Origin of the sequence: Labrenzia sp. 011 (assembly GCF_003075075.1) — a bacterium.
Taxonomy (GTDB): Bacteria; Pseudomonadota; Alphaproteobacteria; order Rhizobiales; family Stappiaceae; genus Roseibium.
In genome coordinates this window covers 93,074-114,014 of sequence record NZ_QCYM01000008.1, presented here as the reverse complement: position 1 = coordinate 114,014, position 20,941 = coordinate 93,074, and the positions used below count along the sequence as shown (strand labels likewise).

Below are 20,941 nucleotides of genomic sequence, written 5' to 3'. Positions count from 1 at the left end.
ACGCCGTCAGTCGCGGATGATCGGTTCCTTCAGCTCTTCCGGCTTCTTCTCGCGGATGATTTCCCAGTTCAAGGTGGCGTTCTCGATGTGCCCCGGCACGTCTTCCTCGAACCGCTCCTGCACTTTCAGGGAGTTGTTGAGATAGAGCTTGCCATCGACGATCGACCAGGCCTCCGGGACCACCGGAACCTTGAAGCCCATTGCCGCTCCGAAGGCGCAGAAACCGCCGTATTGCGGCGCGTATTTGGCCGGATCGGCCACAAAGGCATCGCGGTTTTCCGCCGAGGAGAATTTCCAGGTCACATCGTCATATTCGGCAGTGAACGCATCCGAGCCTGCCACCGGCTTGCCTTCGGTGAAATAGGCAACGGGATCCGTTCCGCCTATCGCTGCACCCGACTTGGTGAAAGTGGTGATTTCATCGGCCGAGGCGGTGAACGCGGCGGCGGAAAAAAGCGCGGTCAGTCCCAGAAGAACGGACCTGGTGGTGTAAAGCGGCATCGGAAACTCCCTGACAATTGAAAACCCGGTCGTGCCGGCAAGCACCACGACACGAGGAAAATGTGCTCGCCGGCTTGGGAACGCCAATCACCCTTGATCACAGGACCGCCAGCTGATCGGGAGACATTCGTGATCGCCGGACCGATGATCGGGAATCCGTCACATACCGGGCAGGCCGTCCCCGGACACCGGATCGCGCGGTGCCACGAGGCCGAGTACCAGGTAGATGGCCGTTTCGATGTCCCCGCCCTCTATCCTGACGCCGCGGATAAGCAGGCGGAAATAGACAAGGCCCAGCAGGAGATCGATCCGGGTTTCCATGTCCGCTTCGAAGGGCGTTGCAACGAAGATCTGCCGCATGAGGAGACGCCGGCTCTCCTCCGCCGCTGCCAGAACCGACCCGACCTCCGCCTTCCCCCGGTGCGGTACCAGGGCGCGGATCGCGTTGCCGAGCGGCGTGTCCTGAAGGGCGCCGACCGTTCCGGCAAGGTACGCACGCAGGTCTTCCGCCACACTGCCCCGCTGCGGCGGCGCCGGATTGGTGCGCAGGAGCCCCTGCTCCACCGCGCCCGCAATCATGGCCTCCTTGTCACGAAAGCGCCGGTAAACCGCCTGTTTGCTGGTCCGGGCCCGCGCCGCAACCGCTGCAATGGTGGTTTTCTCATAGCCGTGCTCGGCCAGTTCGCACAGCGCCGCCTCCAGCAGCGCCTGGGTCACCCGGCTCTCCCGCGGCCGTCCTGCCGTCCTTTCCCTGGCCTCAAGCACCAGCTGTCTCCCTGACGGAATCTTGGAAATCACGAAAACCGTTTTCGTAATTACGGTTACCAATGGTACCGATTTATTTCGAAACCGACCTGCCCGCAAGCCTCGGCACTTGCTTTCAGCGCGCCTGCGCCGCAAACAGGGGCGAGAGCTTGTGCGGGATCGGGTTCCATTCCGGCCCCGCAGGACTGTGAAGAAACGAGGAACACATGTCTGTAGATACCGACACGGTAAAACGCGTTGCCCGTCTCGCCCGGATCCGGGTGAGCGAGGACGACGCCACCCGTATGACCGGCGAACTGAACGCCATCCTGGGCTTCGTCGAACAGCTTGACGAAGTGAACATCGACGGGGTCGAGCCGCTGAACTCCGTGGTCGAGCAGACCATGAAGAAGCGTGAGGACGCGGTCACCGACGGCAACAAGGCCGGAGAAATCATCGCCAACGCGCCGGCCAGTGAAGACAATTTCTTCATCGTGCCGAAAGTCGTCGAATAGTCGGGCTCCGGTCGGGATGAACGCACCCTCCGTCGTTGTCATAGCGGTCGAAAGCCCCCTGAGCGAGGACATGCGCGCCATGATCGGCGAGCTGAACACCACGCTCGGTTCCCTGACGCCGGAAGACGCCAACTACAGCATGAGTGCTGAAGAGATGGCCGGACCGGACACGTCGGTGTTCGTTGCCCGCGTCGACGGACAGGCGGCTGCCTGTGGCGCCCTGCACCGGCACGAAAATGCCATCGGCGAACTCAAGCGCTTCTACACCCGCCCCCGGTTCCGCGGACTTGGGCTGGCGCGCCGGATCCTCGATCATGTGACCGAACTTGCGGCCTCGGAGGGCGTCACACGCCTCGTGCTGGAAACCGGCCACAACTATGACGCCGCACGGCGGCTCTATGAGCAGTCCGGTTTCAATGCGTGCGGCCCGGTGCTCGATTATCCCGAAAGTCCCTATTCCGTTTTTTACACTCGGCCGCTCAGGGCCGCCTGAAAGATCAAAATAATGACCGATCTCACCAAACTCACCATTGCCGAGGCCCGCGACGGCCTGAAGAACAAGGACTATACGTCCCTGGAACTCACCGAGGCCTTCATTGGCAACATCGAAGCGGCCAACAAGGCATTGAACGCCTATGTGACCGTCACCGCCGACAAGGCTCGCGACATGGCCAAAGCATCCGACGCCAAGCTCGCCAGCGGCGAGGCCGGTGCGCTGGAAGGCATTCCGCTCGGCATCAAGGATCTGTTCGCCACCAGGGACGTGCACACCCAGGCCTGCAGCCACATTCTCGACGGCTTCAAGCCACCCTATGAGTCCACGGTGACGTCCAACCTGTGGGCCGACGGCGCCGTGATGCTCGGCAAGCTGAACATGGACGAATTCGCCATGGGCTCCTCCAACGAGACGTCCTATTACGGCCCGGTGATCAACCCCTGGCGCAAGCAGGGCTCCAACCAGGACCTGGTACCGGGCGGATCTTCCGGCGGCTCGGCAACCGCGGTTGCGGCCCGCATGTGCATGGGCGCAACGGCAACCGACACCGGCGGCTCCATCCGCCAGCCGGCGGCCTTCACCGGTACGGTCGGCATCAAGCCGACCTACGGCCGCTGCTCGCGCTGGGGCGTCGTTGCCTTCGCCTCCTCTCTCGATCAGGCCGGCCCCATTGCGCAGACCGTGCGCGACAGCGCCATCCTTCTGAAATCCATGGCCTCGGTCGATCCGAAGGACACGACCTCCGTCGACATCGAGGTGCCGGACTATGAGGCCGCCATCGGCAAGTCCGTGAAGGGTCTGAAGATCGGCATTCCCGCGGAATACCGCATGGACGGCATGCCGGCCGAAATCGAGGAGCTGTGGCAGAAGGGCATTCAGTGGCTGAAGGACGCCGGCGCGGAAGTCGTCGATATTGCCATGCCGCACACGAAATACGCCCTTCCGGCCTATTACATCGTCGCCCCCGCAGAAGCCTCCTCGAACCTTGCCCGCTACGACGGCGTCCGCTACGGCCTGCGCGTGCCGGGCAAGGATATCGTCGAAATGTATGAGAACACCCGCGCCGAAGGCTTCGGCGAAGAGGTCAAGCGCCGCATCCTGATCGGCACCTATGTGTTGTCGGCCGGCTATTACGACGCCTATTACCTCAAGGCCCAGAAGGTGCGCACGCTGATCAAGCGCGATTTCGACCTGGCCTGGCAGAACGGCGTCGATGCGATCCTGACCCCGGCAACCCCGTCGGCGGCCTTCGGCGTCGCCGATCAGGCCCTGCATTCGGATCCGGTCAAGATGTATCTGAACGACATCTTCACGGTCACCGTGAACATGGCCGGCCTGCCGGGCATTTCCGTGCCCGCCGGCCTCGACAAGGACGGCCTGCCCCTCGGCCTGCAGCTTATCGGCAAGCCCTTCGACGAAAGCACCCTGTTCCAGGTCGGTCAGGTCATCGAGGACGCCGCCGGATCGTTCCAGCCGGAAAAATGGTGGAGCTGATCCCGCCGCCGACCCTGCCCGGGGCGTGGCGCGACTGAAGTCCCGCCCCGGCATTTCCCAGACCCTGAACCCGGGACGGATCCGGCAATTCCACGGGAAGGCTCCGGCGCAAGGCGGGAGCAGCGCCCGACAGGAACGGCCGGCAATCGCGAAAACTGGAAACCGATCCCATGCATGACATCGAAACCCTTGTGATTGGCGCCGGCGTGGTGGGGCTGGCCTGCGCGCGGGCGCTCGCGCTTGCAGGGCGCGAGGTCATGGTGCTCGAGCAGCACGGGCTGATCGGTTCACAGACCAGCTCCCGCAATTCCGAGGTCATCCATGCCGGCATCTATTATCCGGTCGGCAGCCTGAGAGCGAAACTGTGCCTTCCCGGCAAGCATCAGCTCTATCGGTTCTGCGCCGAAAACGGTATCGCCCATGAGCGGATCGGCAAGCTGATCGTCGCCTCGGACGAGACCCAGCTTCCCGAACTGGAACGCCTGCACAGGCAGGCAATCGACACCGGACTGACCGATCTGGTTTTCCTTGACAGGCAAAGATTGCAGGAGATCGAGCCGGCGCTGGTCGCCTGCGGCGCGCTCTGGTCGCCGTCGACCGGCATCATCGACAGCCACGGCTTCATGCTTGCCCTGCAGGGCGGACTGGAAGACCGTGGCGGTCAGGTCGTACTCAACAGCCGTGTCCGGCGGATCGATCCCTGCGAAGGCGGCTTCCGGCTGGAAGTCGACACCGGTGGCGAGGACACCTATTCCCTGACCTGCCGGGACCTCGTCGTTTCCGCCGGTCATGGCGCACCGGGCCTGATGGAGACCGTTTCCGGCGCCCATCCTCCCAGAGGCTATCTGGCCAAGGGCAACTATTTCAAACTTCAGGGCAAGGCGCCATTTTCCAGACTGGTCTATCCGTTGCCGGAACCGGGCGGCTCGGGCGTTCACATCACCCTGGATCTGCAGCATCAGGCCCGCTTCGGTCCCGATGTGGAATGGGTCGAAGACCTTGACTACGAGGTCGATCCGGGACGTGGCGACAGGTTTTACGAGGCGATCAGACGCTACTGGCCGGGCCTGCCCGACAACTCCCTGGTCCCGGACTATTCGGGCATCCGGCCGAAGATTTCCGCCCCCGGCGCCCCTGCCGCGGATTTCCGCATCGACGGACCGCAGGCGCACGGCATTCAGGGTCTCGTGGCCCTTTACGGAATCGAATCTCCCGGGCTGACTTCGGCTCTGGAGATCGGCGATTTCGTCACTGCCCTTTTGTAAATTCCCCATCGGCCGGCTGCATCCCGGCCGGAAAACAATGCAACCAATTGACCGTTTCCGCGTTTGCTACCGGAAGGCGGCCGCCTGAGATGTTGCAGCGCATGGTGAAATCATCTTTTGGCCGATTCTTCTCCATAAAATTGCCTCAGTGCGTGTGCTCATTGCAGGTCTGCTCCTAAAAGAACGCTTTAATTTCAAAGAGGTGACCAGTTATTGTGATCAATCGGCGCAAGTTTCTGTCGGCGACGGCCCTGATGGCAGGCTCGTTGGCGGGCGGGGCCGTTCCCGGCGTTGCCCTGGCTGAAAATTCCGCACCTGCTCAAAGCGGTACGGGATCTTCACCCGCAGCACCCTTCAGCTTCGAAACGCTGATCAACCGCATGAAGGACAAGGCTGAGAATGCCTTCGATCCTGCCACCCCTGACTTGCCGGACATTCTGGCGGATCTCGATTACGACCAGCACCGGTCGATCCGCTTCCTGCCCGAGCGATCCGTGTGGGCAGACATACCCGGCAACTACCGTCTTCAGGCCTTTCATCCCGGCTGGCTCTACGACGAGCCGGTGGAACTCTTCGAGATTGCCGGAAACGAGATTCGCCCGATCCGCTTCACCGGTGCCGATTTCGAATATCGCGCACCGCTCGATCCCGAAGCCTTCAAGACGGTCGAGCTTCCCGGGATCGCGGGCTTCAGGCTTCATCATCCGCTCAACACACCGGACTTTTACGACGAGCTCATCGTCTTTCTGGGGGCGAGTTATTTCCGGGCCCTGGGAAAGGGCAATGTCTACGGCCTGTCGGCCCGCGGACTGGCCATCGACACGGCCATCGCCGGCCCCGAGGAATTTCCGCGCTTCACCAGATTCTATCTGGAACGCCCTGCGGAGGGCGCCGTCGAAATGCGCCTCTACGCCGAGCTGGAAAGCAGCAGCGTGGCCGGAGCCTATCAGTTCACCATCAAGCCGGGCGTCAATACGGTCGTCGAAGTCGATGCGCGGATCTTCCTGCGCGAGGATGTCGATCGGCTGGGCATCGCCCCTTTGACCTCCATGTTCCTCTTCGGCGAAAACGACCGCACCGGCTTTGACGATTACCGCCCGGAAGTGCACGACAACGACGGGCTGCTCATCCTGCGGCACGACGGCCAGCGCCTGTGGCGCCCGATCCGCAATCCGGAAGCACTGTCACTCTCCTTCTTCAAGGAGGAAAGCCCGGCGGGTTTCGGCCTTCTGCAGCGTGACCGCGACTTTGACAACTACCAGGACACGGAAGCCAAATACCAGCGCCGCCCGTCCCTGTGGATCGAACCGGTGAACGGCTGGGGGCGTGGGCATGTCATGCTGGCGGAAATACCGGCTGACAAGGAAATCTACGACAATATCGTCGCCTTCTGGGTGCCGGAAGGCGGCACCAAAGCCGGTTCGGAACACCGTTTCGCCTATCGGATGATCTGGGGCAGCAATCCGGAACCGGGAACGGAGCTGGCGCAGATTGTGCGCACGAGCACCGGCCATGGCGGCGCCGCCGCTTCGGACCCGGATCCCAAGTTCCGCAAGTTCGTGGTGGAATTCGCCGGCGAGGCGCTTTCCGGCCTGGGTGCAGACGCACCGCTGGAGCCGCGCCTGACGATTCAAAACGCCGAAGTCAAACATCATTTCGTTCAGCGCCTGGAAGGCGGGTCCTGGCGGGTGGTTCTGGATGTGGAACGAAAGGATGCGGGAACACCGGTCGAATTCGTACTGGCTCTGCAGCTCGACGGCACCGACCGGACGGAAACATGGATGTATCAGTGGAGTGGGGACTCATGACATCATACAATGACACTGGCTCACAGCCGCTTCCGGAGCCGCGTGGCAACGGCTCCCTATACGAGGAAATCCGGCACGTGCTCCGACGGCCGGACCTGTCCGACGACATTCTGGAGCTTGCCCTTTCCGAGCACCGCTTCGGGAGCGAAACGCTGCTGGCCGCCGACGCCTTTCTGGCCGGAAAAGGCCGGCCTGAGGAACGGGCGCGCGTGATCCGCACCATGATCGTTCCACCGCCCCTGCACCGTCTCGATATGCCGTCTCATGACCTCGAGCCACCTCTTTCCCGTCGCCTGGCACCGCTCGCCACACGCTGGCAAAGAGTGCTGCACATGGTCCGGCCGCAGATGAAACGCACGCCGGCTCCGGCGAGGAACCGCTGACATGCGGCCCGCCGGTGCCGGGGTCCAGCCCGCCGGCCCGCGCCGGCTGGCCATGGTTCTGATCGCGGTCCTCCTGACCATCGCCGCTTCCTTCATGTTTGCCAACGTTGTCCAGTCGGACGGGTTCGACCGGCTTGACGTGGTGCGCATCGCGCTGATGGCAATCGCCGCCTTCTGGCTGGCCTGGGGCGGCTGCATCGCGCTCTTCGGCATCCTCTTCGCTCCGCAGAAGGCCGCCCGTGCGGACGTGCGGCCGGAAGGGCGCACCGCCATCCTGATGCCGATCTACAATGAAGCCACCGGTCCGGTATTCGCCCGGCTCGCGGCCATCATGAAGTCGATCGACCGCCTGCCCGAGGCACATTGTTTCGACTTTTACGTCCTGTCCGACACGACGAAACCCGACATCGCCGCCAGGGAACAATCCGCCTATCGCCAGTTGCTCCTCCGTCACCAGGCGGGCGGGCGCCTGTTCTACCGGCACCGGGACAGGAACATCGGCCGCAAGGCCGGCAATATCGCGGATTTTGTCCAGACCTCCGGCGGCGCCTACGAATACATGCTGGTTCTGGACGCCGACAGTCTCATGGACGGAGAAACCATCGTGGAGATGGTGCGGCGCATGGAAGCCGCCCCGCGCGTCGGGCTGCTGCAATCGCTGCCGCAGATCATCGGCCTGAAAACCCTCTACGGCCGGCTTCTGCAGTTCGCCACATCCCTCTACGGCCCTTACTTCGCGCGCGGACTCGCCGCCGTCCAGGGCGAGGAAGGCACGTTCTGGGGCCACAATGCACTGATCCGCACTCGGGCCTTCGCGGCGGCCTGCGGCATGGCGCCCCTTCAGGGCAAGCCGCCCTTCGGCGGGCATATCCTCAGTCACGACACGGTGGAAGCCGCGCTGCTGGCGCGCGACGGCTGGAAGGTGCGCCTTGATCCGGACCTGACCGGTTCCTACGAGGAAGCTCCGGCCAACATGGTCGACTACGCCAAGCGCGACCGGCGCTGGTGCCAGGGCAATCTTCAGCACAGCCGCATCCTGGCCGCGCCACGCCTGCGGTTCTGGAGCCGGGTCTCGATCCTCCAGGGGATCTTCGCCTATCTGGCCTCGCCGATCTGGTTCCTGTTTCTGCTGACCAGCCTGACCGCACCGCTGATGGCTCCGCCACCGGTCTATTTCGACGGCTATTCCCCCTTCCCCGTCTTTCCCCATCCGGAAACGGCCACCGCGCTCGCCCTGCTGTTCGGTCTCGTCGCCCTGCTGATCCTGCCCAAGCTTCTGCTCGTGGTCAGGACCCTTGCGGGCGGCGACGCAAAGACCTTCGGCGGTCCGCTGCGGCTCGTTGTCAGCTTCCTGATCGAGATCCTCCTGACCTCGGTCCTGGCCCCGGTCCTGATGATGTTCCATTGCCGCTCGGTGGTGCAGGTTCTGACCGGGGCCGATTCAGGCTGGCCGACGGCGGAGCGGGACGACGGGTCCCTGCCGCTCGGCGCCGCCATCAGCGCAACATGGTGGATGACTCTGACAGGCGCGGCCGGCGTCGCCTTTTCGCGCTATTACGTGCCGGAGCTGTTCTACTGGCTCCTGCCCGTCGCGCTGCCGCTGGTCCTGGCACCGCTCCTGGTGTGGATGACCTCTTCGGTCCTGATGGGAGAGATATGCCGACGGCTCGGCCTCCTGGCGGTCCCGTCCGATGCCGGGCCGGTCCCGATTGCCGCCGAAATGCAGAACGCCTTGCTGGAAGGCGATGCGGACCGCGTGTCCGCATCCATGCCTGCGCACATGAGCGCCGAGACGGCCTGAACCGTCCGTCTCTCAGTGAAACCGGCCGGTTTCCGCTTCCAGGATGCCATCCGCATCGAGGCCAGAAATCGGCAGACGGGTGTCGGTGGGCACGTCGCCCGAAAGCTGCAGGGCGAGATAACGCCCGCAGCAGACCCGCAGAAAACTCGTGAAATTGCCGAGATCATGCCCGGCATCAATGCTCTCGTGATGCAGCCGGGTGATGAGCTGGACGACATTCATGCCGTCGCGTCCGGCGATTTCTTCCAGCACCTTCCAGAAAAAGGTTTCCAGACGCACGGACGTGACCATTCCGTCGATACGCAGGGATCTGGTGCTACTTTCCCAGAGGTTCGGGTTGGCGTCGATGAAGAGTTTGCACATGGCTGTATCCGGTCGCTGTAGACCGTGATCCTATTGCTTTTCCAGGTCACTGAAAAGCCTGCCCAAGGACTGCGTGCAGCCTCGGGCAGGAACCGTAGCCTTCCGGTGCCTGTTTGTGGGAGACAGCCGGAAGGTGCGGAAGATGGTGGCTCCGTCAGGCGGCGATGGAACCTGCAGCTTTCCCGTTCAGCACAGCGTTGAACTGCGACAGCCATGCCGGATGGGCCGGCCAGGCAGGAGCGGTAACGAGATTGCCGTCGGTTACGGCGCCGTCGATGGCGATATCCGCATAGGTCGCGCCAGCCAGCTCCACCTCCGGGCGGCAGGCCGGGTAAGCGGAGACAGTGCGTCCCTCGATGACCTTCGCGGCGCTGAGGATCTGCGCGCCATGACAGATGGCGGCAACCGGCTTGCCTTCATCCATGAAGTGCCTGACCGCTGCGATGACATCGGCGTCGAGACGCAGATACTCCGGCGCACGGCCGCCCGGGATCACCAGGGCGTCGTACTGGGCGACATCCACCTCGGCAAAGGTCGCATTGAGCGTGAAATTGTGGCCGCGCTTTTCCGAATAGGTCTGGTCGCCCTCGAAATCGTGGATGCAGGTCGCAACCGTGTCGCCGGCCTTCTTGCCCGGACAGACCGCATCGACTTCATAGCCCATTGCCAGAAGCGTCTGGAACGGCACCATGGTCTCGTAGTCCTCGGTGAAATCACCGGTAATCATGAGAAGTTTCTTCGCGCTCATGCTTTTTCCTCCCAGAGCAGAAAACGATGCGCAAAGCCTATCAGGAGGCGGGAGAAAACGGGTATTAGGCGACTACTACAGCGGCATTTTCCGGTGTGTGAGCCTGCGGACCGGCCTGCCAGATCCCCTCTTGTCCCCTGCCTGCCGCCTTGAGGGCAGACAGAGGTGTGACGGCGGACATGCGGCGCCGGGAAGCAGAGAATATTCCCGGCGGTGTCCGTGCTCCTCAGTCGCGGTAGTCGGGCTGTGTCCTGTCCAGTTCCCGCTTCAGATGGTCGAAATGCGCATGGCCCATGCCCTTGTAGGGCTCCCACTCGGCGGCGGTCTTGGCGGCGAGATTGTCGGACATGATCGCCAGCGGCCGGCCGGTTGCATAGGCCTTCAGGAGGGTTTCGGCAGCCCGTTCGAAGAAATAGAGATGCTCGAAGGCTTCGGCGACGTTTGCGGCGGAAACGGATACGCCATGATTGCCCATGATCAGCACCGGCTTGTCGCCCAGCGTCTCGGCGATCCGCCGCCCTTCTTCCGCGTCATCCGCCATGCCGCCGAACCCGGGATCGATGGCTACCTTGCCGAAGAAGCGGGCCGTGTTGAGATCAATCGGCCGCATCGAGGGATCCTGCAGCGTCGCCAGCGCGGTCGCATTCGGCGGATGGCAATGGAACAACACTCTTGCGGCGGGATTCATGCGGTGAACCGTGCCGTGAATACACCAGGCGGAAGGGTCCGGAGCGTTGTCCCCGGCCATGACCCGGTCGTCATGGGCGTCGAGCAGCAGCAGATCGCTGGCCCGGATCTCCGAAAAATGCCGCCACTTGGGGTTCATCAGGAATGTTGCGCCATCCTCCGACACCGCCGCGCTGAAATGATTGCCGACGGACTCGTGCCAGCCGAATTTCACCGCCAGCCGGAAGGCTGCCGCCAGGTCCTCCCGCAGGGCCTGTTCACTGCCCGTCGTATCCGCCGAAATCCCGGTTTCCAGTTTCATTTGAATCGTCCTTCTCCGGCAAGTACCCGGTAGGTGGAGCGCAACTCGCCCCGGTCGGTGTAACAGCCGCGCAAATGCCGGTCGCCGCTGGTCGCCGTATAGGCCGCCCGGCCATGCACGATCCGGTGGTTGTCGAAGACGATACATTCCCCGGCATTCAGACGGAACCGCATCAGGTATTTTTCGTTCCGCATCATCTGTCCGAAGCGACAGAAGGCCGGGTAGAAGCGGTCCAGATCCTGCTGCGGCATGTCGAAAATATCGGCATGGTGCTGACTGATGGTCACACCGGACACATTGCCGTATTCATCCAGTTCGATCACGTGCTGGCGGGAGCGCATGTCGAAGCTGTCATGTTCGCAGTAATAGGGCACATCGACGGACACCAGAAGCTCGAAATCTTCCGGATAGGCCTTGCGGAAATCTTCCGCCACCGCCAGTCCGTCGACAAAGAGACTGTTGCCGCCCTCGACCGAATTCGCCCGGCAATGCAGGAACTGGACGCCGGGCGCCAGATCCTCGTCCGGCAGATCCGTGTGCAGCGGCAGCGCCTTGGAGGTAAAGGCCAGATTGGTCGGCTTGATGTGGGTTTTCACCTCGAAGGTCAGTCCGAAATAGCTCGGGCGCACATGACCGATCAGGCCTGCGGTCTCCAGCAGGGCGTCATCCGTATCGGGCAGGCCGGTGAGCAGCGCAACGCCGTCGATGAGCATGGCCTGCACCCAGTCCCTGACATGCGCCTTGTCGGCAATGAGTTCCGCATGGGAAAACCGGGCGATCTTCGCATAGTGATCCCCATACCAGGGCCGCCGGGCCAGATTGGCGGGATCGGCGCGTTTTTCCCCCGCCGCATAGTCGTTCAGGAACTCCAGCGGCATGCGGGTGACATGCCCCGAGCCGGCCCAGGTGATTTCAAGATGCCCGCCGGCAATCGCCGCGGTTTCGGCTCTGGGCGCCTCCGCTTCGGCAAAGATGTCGAACGCCCGTTCGCGGGTTTCCGCGTCGAAGGAGGTCGGACAATTGTCGCGCAGCCAGTAATAATTGAAATAGGCGGTCCGTCCGTCACCAAGAGGCACATCGAGGCCGTTTTCCTGCAGGAGCACTCCCGCGTCACCCGTTCCCAGCATGGTCTTCACCTTCCAGATTAAGTTGGCAAATGCGGCGGCCATTTGCGCGACCACAAGCATTTACCCCGTCCTTTCATATGCTTTGAACAAATTGAGCTTGTGAAGCCGATTTGAAAAGACGATAAAAGCAGAAGTTAACTTAAGTTCCAGATTAACTTGAGCAGCCCATGCACCGCCTCCCCCCGCTCCGGCTCCTGACCGTTTTCGAAACCGTGCAGCGAGCCGGCAGCGCCAAGCGGGCAGCCGGAGACCTGAATGTGTCCATGTCCGCCATCAGCCAGGCGCTGCGGCAGCTGGAAGACCATGTCGGCACGGCACTGATCGATCGCAGTACCCGCCCGGCCGGTCTGACCGAGGCCGGCACCATCCTGCTGCAGGCGGTCAGCGAAAATCGCGAGCGGCTCACCGAGGCGCTGGACGATATCCGCGCGCTCACGCTTCCCGATGTTCCGACCGTGACGATCGCCTGCACCATCGGCTTTGCCACCTACTGGCTGATGCCGCGCCTGGAGGCCCTTTATCGTGACCATCCGGACCTTGCGGTGAATGTACAGACCACCGTGCAGGAAGTTCCCAGACTCGGCCCCGGAACGGATATTGCCATGCGTTACGGCGACGGCCGCTGGGACGACGGCGAGGTCCGGCTGCTGTTTGAGGAAACCATCGAACCGGTGTGCGCTCCCTCCCTGGCAAGGCGCATCGCAGACAACGGCGGCAGCCTGGCCTCCGCGTTCCTGATCCACGTGGATTTCGCCGACCGGCGCTGGCTCACCTGGTCCGACTACCTCGCCCGGACAGGCCACAAGGCTGCGGGCTCGGCCAAGGGTCTGCGGTTTTCCAACTATGTCCAGGCCACCCAGTCCGCGCTTTCCGGCCACGGTGTCATGCTCGGCTGGCGCTCGATCACAGGCGACCAGGTCGAAAACGGGCTTCTGATACCCATCGGTCTGCCCCGCCTTCAGCCGGACAACGCCTATCATGCGGTGTTGTCCCACCGCAGCCGGAAAACGGGAACGGCAAGAGTGGTGGTGGACTGGCTCGAGCGGGCCGCAGACCGGCCCTGAAGCGATCAGGACCCGTGGTTCCCGCCGGCGGGCCCTGTTCTCTTCCGGCGCGGGCAGAACAGCACTCAGGCGGCCCCGTCCATGAGCGCGCCGGTCAGGGGCGATATTCGCCTGTGGCCGGACGCCCCATCGAGGCTGGTCCGTTACCGCAGTCCGTCACAAAATTTCCGCCCCCCTCTTGACCTCTTTTTCCGCTGGTGCAATAACCTCGCCAGAACCGTACCGTACGGTTCCCCAGCTTTGTTGCTACCGGATTTACCCATTCCCTGATCAAGCCCGAAGAACATGTCCGCAGCCGCTTTTGACATCGCCACCTCCCGCCCGGATGCCGCGCCGGAGTTCTCTCCGCGCCAGCAGGTGGTCCTGCAGCATGCTCTGACCCTGCTGGTCGAGGGCGGGGAAAAGGCCCTGACCACGGCCGGTCTGGCCCGCACCGCGAGCTGTTCCAAGGAAAGCCTCTACAAGTGGTTCGGGGACCGGGACGGACTTCTGGCGGCGGTTGTGGCCTTTCAGGCGAGCCAGGTGCAGTTTCCTTCCGAGGCGGGATCGACCGCCGACGCCGAAACCTTCCGCGCGCATGTGGCTGCCTTCGTGGAAGCGCTGCTGGGCGTGCTGTTTTCCGAAACATCGCTGGCGCTGAATCGCCTGTCCATCGGCCAGTCGAACACCAATTCCAACCGCCTCGGCCAGCTTCTTCTGGTACGCGGCAAACACATGATCTCCGCCCGCGCGCGCGCCATGCTGGAAAGCGGCCGCCGCCACGGGCTGCTGAAATTCGACAAGGCCGAGGACGCCTATCAGGTGCTTTACGGCCTTGCGATCCGGGACGTTCACATCCGCCTTCTGCTCGGCGAGGCCGCCGGTCCGGCCGAGAAGGATCTGAAAGCCCAGGCCGAAACGGCTGTTGACCGCTTTTACCGGCTGTTCGGGGCGTAAGCCCCGGCAGTCAGACGAAAACAAAGACCGGCATGAAAACCGGCTTTTCAAGAAACGAAATGCAAACGGGAGAAAGGACAACCCCATGCGCGTTTATTACGATCGTGACGCCGATCTGAACCTGATCAAATCCAAGAAAGTCGCCATCATCGGCTACGGTTCCCAGGGCCGTGCCCATGCGATGAACCTGAAGGACAGCGGCTGCCCGGATGTGGCCGTCGCCCTGCGCGAAGGCTCCACCACCGCGCTCAAGGCCGAAGCCGACGGCTTCAAGGTCATGAGTGTCGCGGAAGCCGCTGCCTGGGCCGACCTGATGATGATGGCAACGCCTGATGAACTGCAGGCCGACATCTACCGCGACCACATCGCCGCCAACATCCGCGACGGCGCGGCAATCGCCTTCGCCCATGGTCTGAACGTGCATTTCGGCCTGATCGAGGCGAAATCCACCGTCGACGTGCTGATGGTCGCTCCGAAGGGCCCGGGCCACACCGTGCGCGGCGAATACGAGAAAGGCGGCGGCGTGCCGTGCCTGATCGCCGTCCACCAGGACGCTTCCGGCAACGCGCATGACCTCGGCCTCTCCTATGCCTGCGGCGTCGGCGGCGGTCGTTCCGGCATCATCGAAACCACCTTCAAGGAAGAGTGCGAAACCGATCTCTTCGGCGAACAGGCAGTTCTCTGCGGCGGCCTGGTCGAGCTGATCCGTGCCGGTTTCGAAACCCTGGTCGAAGCCGGTTACGCGCCGGAAATGGCCTATTTCGAATGCCTGCACGAAGTGAAGCTGATCGTCGACCTGATCTATGAAGGCGGCATCGCCAACATGAACTACTCCATCTCCAACACGGCGGAATGGGGTGAATATGTCACCGGTCCGCGCATCGTGACGGCCGAAACCAAGGCGGAAATGAAGCGCGTCCTGACCGACATCCAGACCGGCAAGTTCACCTCCGACTGGATGCAGGAATACCGGGCCGGCGCCGCCAAGTTCAAGGCAACCCGCCGCCTGAACGACGCGCACCAGATCGAGGAAGTCGGCGAAAAGCTGCGCGGCATGATGCCGTGGATCAGGTCCAACGCACTGGTCGACAAGTCGAAGAACTGATCTTTCCCGATCATCGGAACAAACGGACCCCGCTGGTTTCAGCGGGGTCTTTTTTTAGGAATACGCCTCGATCAGCCGGGCGACTTCCTTGTCCCGCGCCGCTTCGCTCTTGCCGCCCATGACGACGACAATCAGCCGTTTGCCGCCACGGTTCGCGGTCGCGACCAGATTGTAGCCGGACATGCGGATATAGCCGGTCTTCAGGCCGTCGACACCGGGCACCTTGCCCAGAAGGTTGTTGGTCGCCCGGAACGAGCGCCCGCCATAGGAAAAGGATTTGGCCCGGTAATAGCTTGCATACTGGGGAAAGCGGCTTTTGAGAGCGAGACCGAGCTTGGCCATGTCCCTGGCCGTCGTCACCTGAGCCGTGTCGGGAAGACCGGTCGCATTGACGAAACGGGTTCTGGAAAGGCCCAGCGCCCGGGCCTGTTGCGTCATCTGGCGGGCGAATGCGGCTTCGCTTCCGGCAAGGTTTTCGGCAATGGTCACGGCCACGTCGTTGGCTGACTTCACGGCCAGGGCCCGGGCGGCCTGTTCCACGGTGATGGTCGAACCGGCCTTCAGGCCGATTTTCGCCGGAGGCTGCGAAGCGGCCTTCGCAGAGACCGTCAGCGGCGATGACAGGGAATAGCGTCCCTCGGCAACCGCCTCGAACAGCAGGTAGAGCGTCATCATCTTGGTGAGCGAGGCGGGATAGCGCGGGGCGTCCGCGTCGACCGCATAAAGCTCCTCTCCGCTCGCCGCATTCAGAACGAGCGCCGAAAATCCGCGCTCCACGGCAGTCGCCGGTGCGTAGCTGACAACCGGGAGGGGAGCGCTCTCGACGGCAGCGGCCGAAGGCGGCTGCCCGGTGCCCGAAAGCGGCTGTGCGGTCTGGCAGCCGGCCAGCCCCGCCACCAGCAGGAGCGCGACAACCTTTTTCAAACGTGCGGTCCAGCCCATTCCCGGCCCCATGCTAATCCGGTCTTCCGCCCTACGGTTTCAGGCGGTAACCGGTCTTGAAGATACGATGTATGACGGCAAGCGAACCGCCAAGGAAGATCAGGGTCGCCAGCAGCGACAGCCACAGGCTGACATCCGCCTGGCCGTAGAAGCTCCAGCGGAACCCGGAAATCAGGTAGACGACCGGATTGACCAGGGTCACCGTCTGCCAGAACTCCGGCAACATGTTGATGGAATAGAAGCTGCCGCCGAGAAAAGCCAGCGGCGTGACGATCAGAAGCGGAACAAACTGAAGCTTCTCGAAATTGTCCGCCCAGATGCCGATGATGAAACCCAGAAGCGCGAAGGTCACCGCCGTCAGCATGAAGAACGCCGCCATCCAGAAAGGATGCTGGATTTCCAGCGGGACGAAGAAATTCGCCGTGATCAGGATGATCAAGCCAACCAGCACGGATTTGGTCGCCGCCGCGCCCACATAGGCGATGGTGATCTCCAGGAAGGAGACGGGGGCCGACAAGACCTCGAAGATCGTGCCTGTAAACTTGGGAAAGTAGATGCCGAAAGAGGCGTTGGACAGGCTCTGGGTCATCAGCGACAGCATGATCAGGCCCGGCACGATGAAGGCACCGTAGCTCACGCCGTCGACCTCGGTGATCCGCGAGCCGATGGCCGCACCGAACACCACGAAATAGAGCACGGTCGAGATCACCGGAGAGATGATGCTCTGCATGATCGTCCGCCGGGTTCGCGCCATTTCGGCGAGATAGATGGATTTGATCGCTTCGAAATTCATGAGTGTTCCCGTCCCTGCAGCGGCCCGGCGTCCAGTATCAGTTCCATGCGTGGCAGCGTGCGGCCCGCGATGGAGCCGGAGGGCGAGCGGCCGATTGTGGTGAAGCCCATGCGGGCATAGAACGCTTCGGCAAACGGGTCCGAGTCCAGCCCGATCCGGGTCAGGCCCCGGCTTCCGGCTTCATCGAGAAGAGGAGCGAACAGCATGCGGCCGACCTGTTTTCCCTTCCAGTGCGGATCGACGAAGCAGGTTCCGACCTCGCCCGTCATCCCGTCCGCCGCGATACACAGGCGGATACAGCCGACCGCTTTCCCGTCGTCTGTCTCGGCCAGCCAGATGTGATCGTCCGTAATCCAGCTGTCGCGAACGCGCAGTTCTTCCGCGCATTGCGCCATGAACGCCTCGTCGTAGCCGTTCGATTTCTTCGAGCGCATGCACAGGTCCGTCAGATGGTCCCTGTCGCCAAGCACCGCCCTGCGTATGGTGAGGTCCGTTGCCATCCCGGCCGTCATCCGCCCTTGACCAGATCGACGAAGATATCCTCGAGCGAGGACTGGTCGGTCTGCAGGTCCTGGAACCGCACGCCTGCTGCCGACAGATCCGTCAGGAGCGATGTGATGCCCGTGCGCTCCGCATGGGTATCATATGTGTAGACAAGGCTGGCACCGTCATTTGCCAGCATCAGGTCGTAACGGGCCAGAGCCTGCGGCACGGCTGCGAGCGGTTCGCTCAGGCTGAGCGTCAGCAGCTTGCGCCCAAGCTTGCGCATCAGCTCCGCCTTGTCCTCCACGAGAATGATCTCGCCGCCGTTGATCACGCCCACCCTGTCGGCCATCTCCTCGGCCTCTTCGATATAGTGCGTCGTCAGGATGATGGTGACACCGCGCTCCTTGAGCTCACCGACGATGCGCCACATGTCGTGCCTGAGTTCCACGTCGACACCCGCCGTCGGCTCATCCAGGAACAGGATCCGCGGTTCATGGGCAAGGGCCTTGGCAACCAGCAGCCGCCGTTTCATGCCTCCGGACAACGCCATGATTGCATTGTCCCGCTTGTCCCACAAAGACAGGTCCTTCAGGATGCTTTCGACCAGCGCCGGATCCCGTTTCAGACCAAACAGACCCCGGCTGAAGGAGACCGTATCGGCAACCATTTCAAAAGGCGCCGTCGGCATTTCCTGCGGAACGAGACCGATGAGACGGCGCGCGGCACGAAAATTCTTCAGCGCGTCGTGACCGCCCACTTCGATACTGCCGGACGTTGGCCGCACCAGACCGCAGATCGTGCTGATCAAGGTGGTCTTGCCCGCTCCGTTCGGCCCCAGAAGGGCGAAGACCTCCCCTTCGCGGATATCCAGCGAAACGGACTTGAGAGCCTGGAAACCACCTTCATAGGTCTTTTCCAGATCGCGGACGGACAGTATCGGAGCCATGAAGTTCCAGCCGGTTGAGAAAATGCGGTGTGACGGTCGGTCAAATCGGCGCGCCACACTGGCATGTGGGCCAGAATGCCGCAAGATGCAAGGCCGCCGGTGGGCCCCTGCTCCGGCAACCGCCGCTTCAGGCTTCAGACGATTGTCCACGCATGAGAAACACTGCGTTTGTCGAGAGCTGGCTGGGCTTTCAATGGAACGACGCTATCTTGATGCCAACAGTCCTCCTGCATGAGCGAGACGCATATGTCCATCCGCCCGGTCACACACATCGGAACCACGCAACCGACCCTGGAAGGCGCGGGTGTCAGGCTCGAACGGGTCTTCGGTTTCCAGGATCCGGAGAGGCTCGACCCGTTCCTGCTCCTGGACGATTTCCGCAACGACCGTCCGCAGGACTATCTCAAGGGCTTTCCCTGGCACCCCCATCGGGGCATCGAGACGATCACCTATGTGCTCGCGGGCACCGTGGAGCACGGTGACAGCCTGGGCAATACCGGCAACCTGGGCGCGGGCGACGTGCAGTGGATGACCGCCGGCCGCGGCATCATGCATCAGGAAATGCCGAAGGGCGATGCCGGCGGCCGCATGCACGGCTTCCAGCTCTGGGCCAATCTGCCCTCGTCGCTGAAGATGACGGAGCCGCGCTATCAGGACGTCAAGGGACAGGACATTCCCGTCGAAACCGACGACGACGGCACCTCCGCCCGCATTATCTGCGGCGAGTTCTGGGGCAAGCGCGGCCCTGTCGACGGCATCGCGGCCGAGCCGCAATATCTCGACATCCACGTCCCCGCCGGTCGGAAGAAGCGGTTCAAGGTCGATACCCACAAGCAGACCTTCGCCTATGTCTTCGAAGGCTCCGGCCGTTTCGAAGGGGCCTCGGCCCCCTTCGGCATCCTCACCGAAAAGGAATTCGGCGGCGAGGAACTCAAGATCCGCGACGAGACCGGCAACCGCTCGCTGGTGATCTTCGGCTCCGGCGACGAAATTGTGGTCCAGGCCGGCGACGAGGGCATGCGCTTCCTGCTCGTCTCCGGCGCCCCGATCCGCGAGCCTGTCGCCTGGCACGGACCGATCGTCATGAACACCCATGAAGAGCTGAATCAGGCGGTCAGGGAGCTGCGCAACGGGACATTTATCCGCTAGGGGCTCCCCTCACCCCCGCATCACGGCCCATTGACCCGGTGGAGAGAGAGGATCGCGCTGCCTTGCAAGCTTCACAATCTCTGACTAGGGATAGGCATTGTTCGAAACTCCGGACCGCTCATGCCCTTGAAGCTTCGCCCCGCCACGTCCGCCGATGTGCTCGCGCTGACCGATATTCTTCAGCGCACCAAGCCTTCCCGGGCGTATCCGGAAGACCGGGTGGCGGACCTGCTGAAGCAATGGCGGATTTCGGATACCACGTTCGGGACGCTCACGGTTGCCGAGCAGGACGGCCGGCCGGTGGGCTTTTGCGGCATGTCTCCGCAGGACGACGACACGCTGCGCGTCGACTTCCTGATCGTCGCCCCCGAGGCACGGAGCCAGGGCATCGGCACATTGCTGCTGTCGCGAGCGGACGTCGAAGCCCGCACCCGCGCTCTGACACGCCTTGTTCTGGAGCCTGAAATCGACGCAGGCCCCTTTTGTGAAAGACGGGGATTTAAGCCTCTGGCGACGCGCCCGGAAGATGCGCCGCCCGGCCGAAAGGCACTGATGATGGAAAAGCGGCTGCCGCCGGCGGTTCACAGGGTTTCCAAGATCGATATCAACCTGTCGCCGGATCCCTGGCCGTTCGAGATCGCCAATGAAGCAGCCATTGCCGCCCATTTCGAGGAGGCCAGAAAACGCATCGGTCTGCTGTGGAACGGACGCACCCTGAAACTGTCGCAATTCCGGTTCGAGAACGGCACCTTCAAGGGCATCTGCCGGGAATGTTCCTATGCCGCCTTTCTGGCCTGGCGCGACTGGGGTGCACCGGACGCCTCCGCGCGCAACCTCTTCGGTTCCGCGATCCTCAGAGCCCGTGACGGGGAACTGCTTTACGGTGTCATGTCGCAGCATACGGCAACCGCCGGGCAGATCTATCCGCCCGGCGGCAATCTGGATCCGTCTGATGTCTCCGCGGACGGCCAGGTCGATGTAAACGGCGCGATCTGCCGCGAGCTGGAAGAAGAGACCGGCCTGACCGGACAGGACGTCCATGCAGACGATCTTCTGGTCGCCTTCGACGGTCCGCGCATTTCAATCGCCCGGGTTTTCCACATCGATGCAAAGGCGGAAGACCTGCGGGACAGCATCCGCCGTTTTTCCGAAGCCTCCAGTGAGCAGGAACTGTCCGACATCCGCATCATCCGCACTCAGGAGGACCTGAACGATCCCGCGATCGTGTCATATGCACGGGCCATCGGTGCCTATCTTCTCGCACCGGAAACCGTATGAAAACAACAT

At 62.8% G+C, this 20,941-nt stretch carries 22 protein-coding genes; 12 read left to right on the top strand and 10 right to left on the bottom strand.

What is annotated here, in order from left to right; all coding sequences use genetic code 11:
- Positions 1-6: 6 nt before the first annotated feature.
- Entirely contained in the window at positions 7-501 is a 495-nt protein-coding gene (locus DCO57_RS10925; protein WP_116698999.1) for a YHS domain-containing (seleno)protein, read from the bottom strand.
- A gap of 159 nt (positions 502-660) precedes the next feature.
- Entirely contained in the window at positions 661-1,218 is a 558-nt protein-coding gene (locus DCO57_RS10920; RefSeq protein WP_133192656.1) for a TetR/AcrR family transcriptional regulator, read from the bottom strand.
- Positions 1,219-1,472: 254 nt separating this feature from the next.
- Between DCO57_RS10920 and gatC the strand changes: the two genes are divergently transcribed.
- The 7 genes from gatC (at position 1,473) to mdoH (ending at position 9,007) form a co-directional block, all read left to right on the top strand.
- Positions 1,473-1,760: an Asp-tRNA(Asn)/Glu-tRNA(Gln) amidotransferase subunit GatC gene (gatC, locus tag DCO57_RS10915; protein ID WP_116698923.1), complete on the top strand. Its 288-nt coding sequence runs from the start codon at positions 1,473-1,475 to the stop codon at positions 1,758-1,760.
- Positions 1,761-1,776: 16 nt separating this feature from the next.
- The gene (locus tag DCO57_RS10910; RefSeq protein WP_116698922.1) at positions 1,777-2,253 is read left to right on the top strand and encodes a GNAT family N-acetyltransferase; all 477 of its coding nucleotides are present in this window, start codon (positions 1,777-1,779) and stop codon (positions 2,251-2,253) included.
- A gap of 12 nt (positions 2,254-2,265) precedes the next feature.
- A complete protein-coding gene (gene gatA, locus DCO57_RS10905; RefSeq protein ID WP_116698921.1) occupies positions 2,266-3,750 on the top strand; it encodes an Asp-tRNA(Asn)/Glu-tRNA(Gln) amidotransferase subunit GatA in 1,485 nt (494 codons plus the stop codon).
- A 170-nt stretch (positions 3,751-3,920) separates the two neighbouring features.
- Positions 3,921-5,015 (top strand): NAD(P)/FAD-dependent oxidoreductase, encoded by a 1,095-nt coding sequence (locus tag DCO57_RS10900; RefSeq protein ID WP_116698920.1) that lies wholly within the window; start codon positions 3,921-3,923, stop codon positions 5,013-5,015.
- A gap of 215 nt (positions 5,016-5,230) precedes the next feature.
- Positions 5,231-6,823, top strand: a complete 1,593-nt coding sequence (locus tag DCO57_RS10895) for a glucan biosynthesis protein G (protein ID WP_116698919.1) — start codon at positions 5,231-5,233, stop codon at positions 6,821-6,823.
- Entirely contained in the window at positions 6,820-7,206 is a 387-nt protein-coding gene (locus DCO57_RS10890) for a hypothetical protein (RefSeq protein WP_116698918.1), read from the top strand. The genes DCO57_RS10895 and DCO57_RS10890 overlap by 4 nt, the downstream gene beginning before the upstream one ends.
- 1 nt (position 7,207) lies before the next feature.
- Positions 7,208-9,007, top strand: a complete 1,800-nt coding sequence (gene mdoH, locus DCO57_RS10885; RefSeq protein ID WP_116698917.1) for a glucans biosynthesis glucosyltransferase MdoH — start codon at positions 7,208-7,210, stop codon at positions 9,005-9,007.
- A gap of 12 nt (positions 9,008-9,019) precedes the next feature.
- Here the strand turns inward: mdoH and DCO57_RS10880 are convergent, their stop codons facing one another.
- The 4 genes from DCO57_RS10880 to DCO57_RS10865 all read right to left on the bottom strand — a co-directional run bounded on the left by DCO57_RS10880 (position 9,020) and on the right by DCO57_RS10865 (position 12,293).
- Entirely contained in the window at positions 9,020-9,370 is a 351-nt protein-coding gene (locus tag DCO57_RS10880) for a ribbon-helix-helix domain-containing protein (protein ID WP_116698916.1), read from the bottom strand.
- Between the two features lie 154 nt (positions 9,371-9,524).
- A complete protein-coding gene (locus DCO57_RS10875) occupies positions 9,525-10,118 on the bottom strand; it encodes a DJ-1/PfpI family protein (RefSeq protein WP_165814715.1) in 594 nt (197 codons plus the stop codon).
- A gap of 226 nt (positions 10,119-10,344) precedes the next feature.
- Complete coding sequence (locus DCO57_RS10870) at positions 10,345-11,106, bottom strand: class II aldolase/adducin family protein (protein WP_116698915.1); 762 nt, start codon at positions 11,104-11,106, stop codon at positions 10,345-10,347.
- A complete protein-coding gene (locus tag DCO57_RS10865) occupies positions 11,103-12,293 on the bottom strand; it encodes a TauD/TfdA family dioxygenase (protein WP_244287926.1) in 1,191 nt (396 codons plus the stop codon). Before DCO57_RS10865 ends, DCO57_RS10870 begins: the two co-directional genes overlap by 4 nt.
- A gap of 107 nt (positions 12,294-12,400) precedes the next feature.
- Here DCO57_RS10865 and DCO57_RS10860 point away from each other — a divergent pair, with 107 nt between their 5' ends.
- From DCO57_RS10860 to ilvC, 3 genes are all read left to right on the top strand, one after another.
- Entirely contained in the window at positions 12,401-13,297 is an 897-nt protein-coding gene (locus DCO57_RS10860; RefSeq protein WP_116698914.1) for a LysR substrate-binding domain-containing protein, read from the top strand.
- Positions 13,298-13,582: 285 nt separating this feature from the next.
- Entirely contained in the window at positions 13,583-14,233 is a 651-nt protein-coding gene (locus tag DCO57_RS10855; RefSeq protein WP_116698913.1) for a TetR/AcrR family transcriptional regulator, read from the top strand.
- Positions 14,234-14,318: 85 nt separating this feature from the next.
- Entirely contained in the window at positions 14,319-15,338 is a 1,020-nt protein-coding gene (ilvC, locus tag DCO57_RS10850) for a ketol-acid reductoisomerase (RefSeq protein WP_116698912.1), read from the top strand.
- Between the two features lie 54 nt (positions 15,339-15,392).
- Here the strand turns inward: ilvC and DCO57_RS10845 are convergent, their stop codons facing one another.
- Genes DCO57_RS10845 through DCO57_RS10830 form a run of 4 tightly spaced genes read right to left on the bottom strand, consistent with a single transcriptional unit; the run spans position 15,393 to position 18,505 of the window.
- Complete coding sequence (locus DCO57_RS10845; RefSeq protein ID WP_116698911.1) at positions 15,393-16,280, bottom strand: D-alanyl-D-alanine carboxypeptidase family protein; 888 nt, start codon at positions 16,278-16,280, stop codon at positions 15,393-15,395.
- Between the two features lie 31 nt (positions 16,281-16,311).
- Complete coding sequence (locus DCO57_RS10840) at positions 16,312-17,073, bottom strand: ABC transporter permease (protein WP_116698910.1); 762 nt, start codon at positions 17,071-17,073, stop codon at positions 16,312-16,314.
- Entirely contained in the window at positions 17,070-17,573 is a 504-nt protein-coding gene (locus tag DCO57_RS10835; protein WP_165814714.1) for a GNAT family N-acetyltransferase, read from the bottom strand. The genes DCO57_RS10840 and DCO57_RS10835 overlap by 4 nt, the downstream gene beginning before the upstream one ends.
- Positions 17,574-17,581: 8 nt before the next feature.
- Entirely contained in the window at positions 17,582-18,505 is a 924-nt protein-coding gene (locus DCO57_RS10830) for an ABC transporter ATP-binding protein (protein WP_116698908.1), read from the bottom strand.
- 246 nt (positions 18,506-18,751) lie between these two features.
- On the opposite strand from DCO57_RS10830, the gene DCO57_RS10825 reads away from it, so the two are divergent.
- Positions 18,752-19,654 carry a pirin family protein gene (locus DCO57_RS10825; protein ID WP_116698996.1) on the top strand — a complete coding sequence of 301 codons (903 nt, stop codon included), beginning with the start codon at positions 18,752-18,754 and terminating at the stop codon, positions 19,652-19,654.
- A 120-nt stretch (positions 19,655-19,774) separates the two neighbouring features.
- Positions 19,775-20,932 carry a GNAT family N-acetyltransferase gene (locus DCO57_RS10820; RefSeq protein ID WP_116698907.1) on the top strand — a complete coding sequence of 386 codons (1,158 nt, stop codon included), beginning with the start codon at positions 19,775-19,777 and terminating at the stop codon, positions 20,930-20,932.
- Positions 20,933-20,941 lie beyond the last annotated feature (9 nt).

Coding starts and splice junctions, on each gene's coding strand:
- DCO57_RS10925 (WP_116698999.1), bottom strand. CDS start 501: ATGCCGCTTTACACCACCAGGTCCGTTCTTCTGGGACTGACCGCGCTT.
- gatC (WP_116698923.1), top strand. CDS start 1,473: ATGTCTGTAGATACCGACACGGTAAAACGCGTTGCCCGTCTCGCCCGG.
- DCO57_RS10910 (WP_116698922.1), top strand. CDS start 1,777: ATGAACGCACCCTCCGTCGTTGTCATAGCGGTCGAAAGCCCCCTGAGC.
- gatA (WP_116698921.1), top strand. CDS start 2,266: ATGACCGATCTCACCAAACTCACCATTGCCGAGGCCCGCGACGGCCTG.
- DCO57_RS10900 (WP_116698920.1), top strand. CDS start 3,921: ATGCATGACATCGAAACCCTTGTGATTGGCGCCGGCGTGGTGGGGCTG.
- DCO57_RS10890 (WP_116698918.1), top strand. CDS start 6,820: ATGACATCATACAATGACACTGGCTCACAGCCGCTTCCGGAGCCGCGT.
- mdoH (WP_116698917.1), top strand. CDS start 7,208: ATGCGGCCCGCCGGTGCCGGGGTCCAGCCCGCCGGCCCGCGCCGGCTG.
- DCO57_RS10880 (WP_116698916.1), bottom strand. CDS start 9,370: ATGTGCAAACTCTTCATCGACGCCAACCCGAACCTCTGGGAAAGTAGC.
- DCO57_RS10875 (WP_165814715.1), bottom strand. CDS start 10,118: ATGAGCGCGAAGAAACTTCTCATGATTACCGGTGATTTCACCGAGGAC.
- DCO57_RS10870 (WP_116698915.1), bottom strand. CDS start 11,106: ATGAAACTGGAAACCGGGATTTCGGCGGATACGACGGGCAGTGAACAG.
- DCO57_RS10865 (WP_244287926.1), bottom strand. CDS start 12,293: ATGCTTGTGGTCGCGCAAATGGCCGCCGCATTTGCCAACTTAATCTGG.
- DCO57_RS10860 (WP_116698914.1), top strand. CDS start 12,401: ATGCACCGCCTCCCCCCGCTCCGGCTCCTGACCGTTTTCGAAACCGTG.
- DCO57_RS10855 (WP_116698913.1), top strand. CDS start 13,583: ATGTCCGCAGCCGCTTTTGACATCGCCACCTCCCGCCCGGATGCCGCG.
- ilvC (WP_116698912.1), top strand. CDS start 14,319: ATGCGCGTTTATTACGATCGTGACGCCGATCTGAACCTGATCAAATCC.
- DCO57_RS10845 (WP_116698911.1), bottom strand. CDS start 16,280: ATGGGCTGGACCGCACGTTTGAAAAAGGTTGTCGCGCTCCTGCTGGTG.
- DCO57_RS10840 (WP_116698910.1), bottom strand. CDS start 17,073: ATGAATTTCGAAGCGATCAAATCCATCTATCTCGCCGAAATGGCGCGA.
- DCO57_RS10835 (WP_165814714.1), bottom strand. CDS start 17,573: ATGGCAACGGACCTCACCATACGCAGGGCGGTGCTTGGCGACAGGGAC.
- DCO57_RS10830 (WP_116698908.1), bottom strand. CDS start 18,505: ATGGCTCCGATACTGTCCGTCCGCGATCTGGAAAAGACCTATGAAGGT.
- DCO57_RS10825 (WP_116698996.1), top strand. CDS start 18,752: ATGTCCATCCGCCCGGTCACACACATCGGAACCACGCAACCGACCCTG.
- DCO57_RS10820 (WP_116698907.1), top strand. CDS start 19,775: ATGCCCTTGAAGCTTCGCCCCGCCACGTCCGCCGATGTGCTCGCGCTG.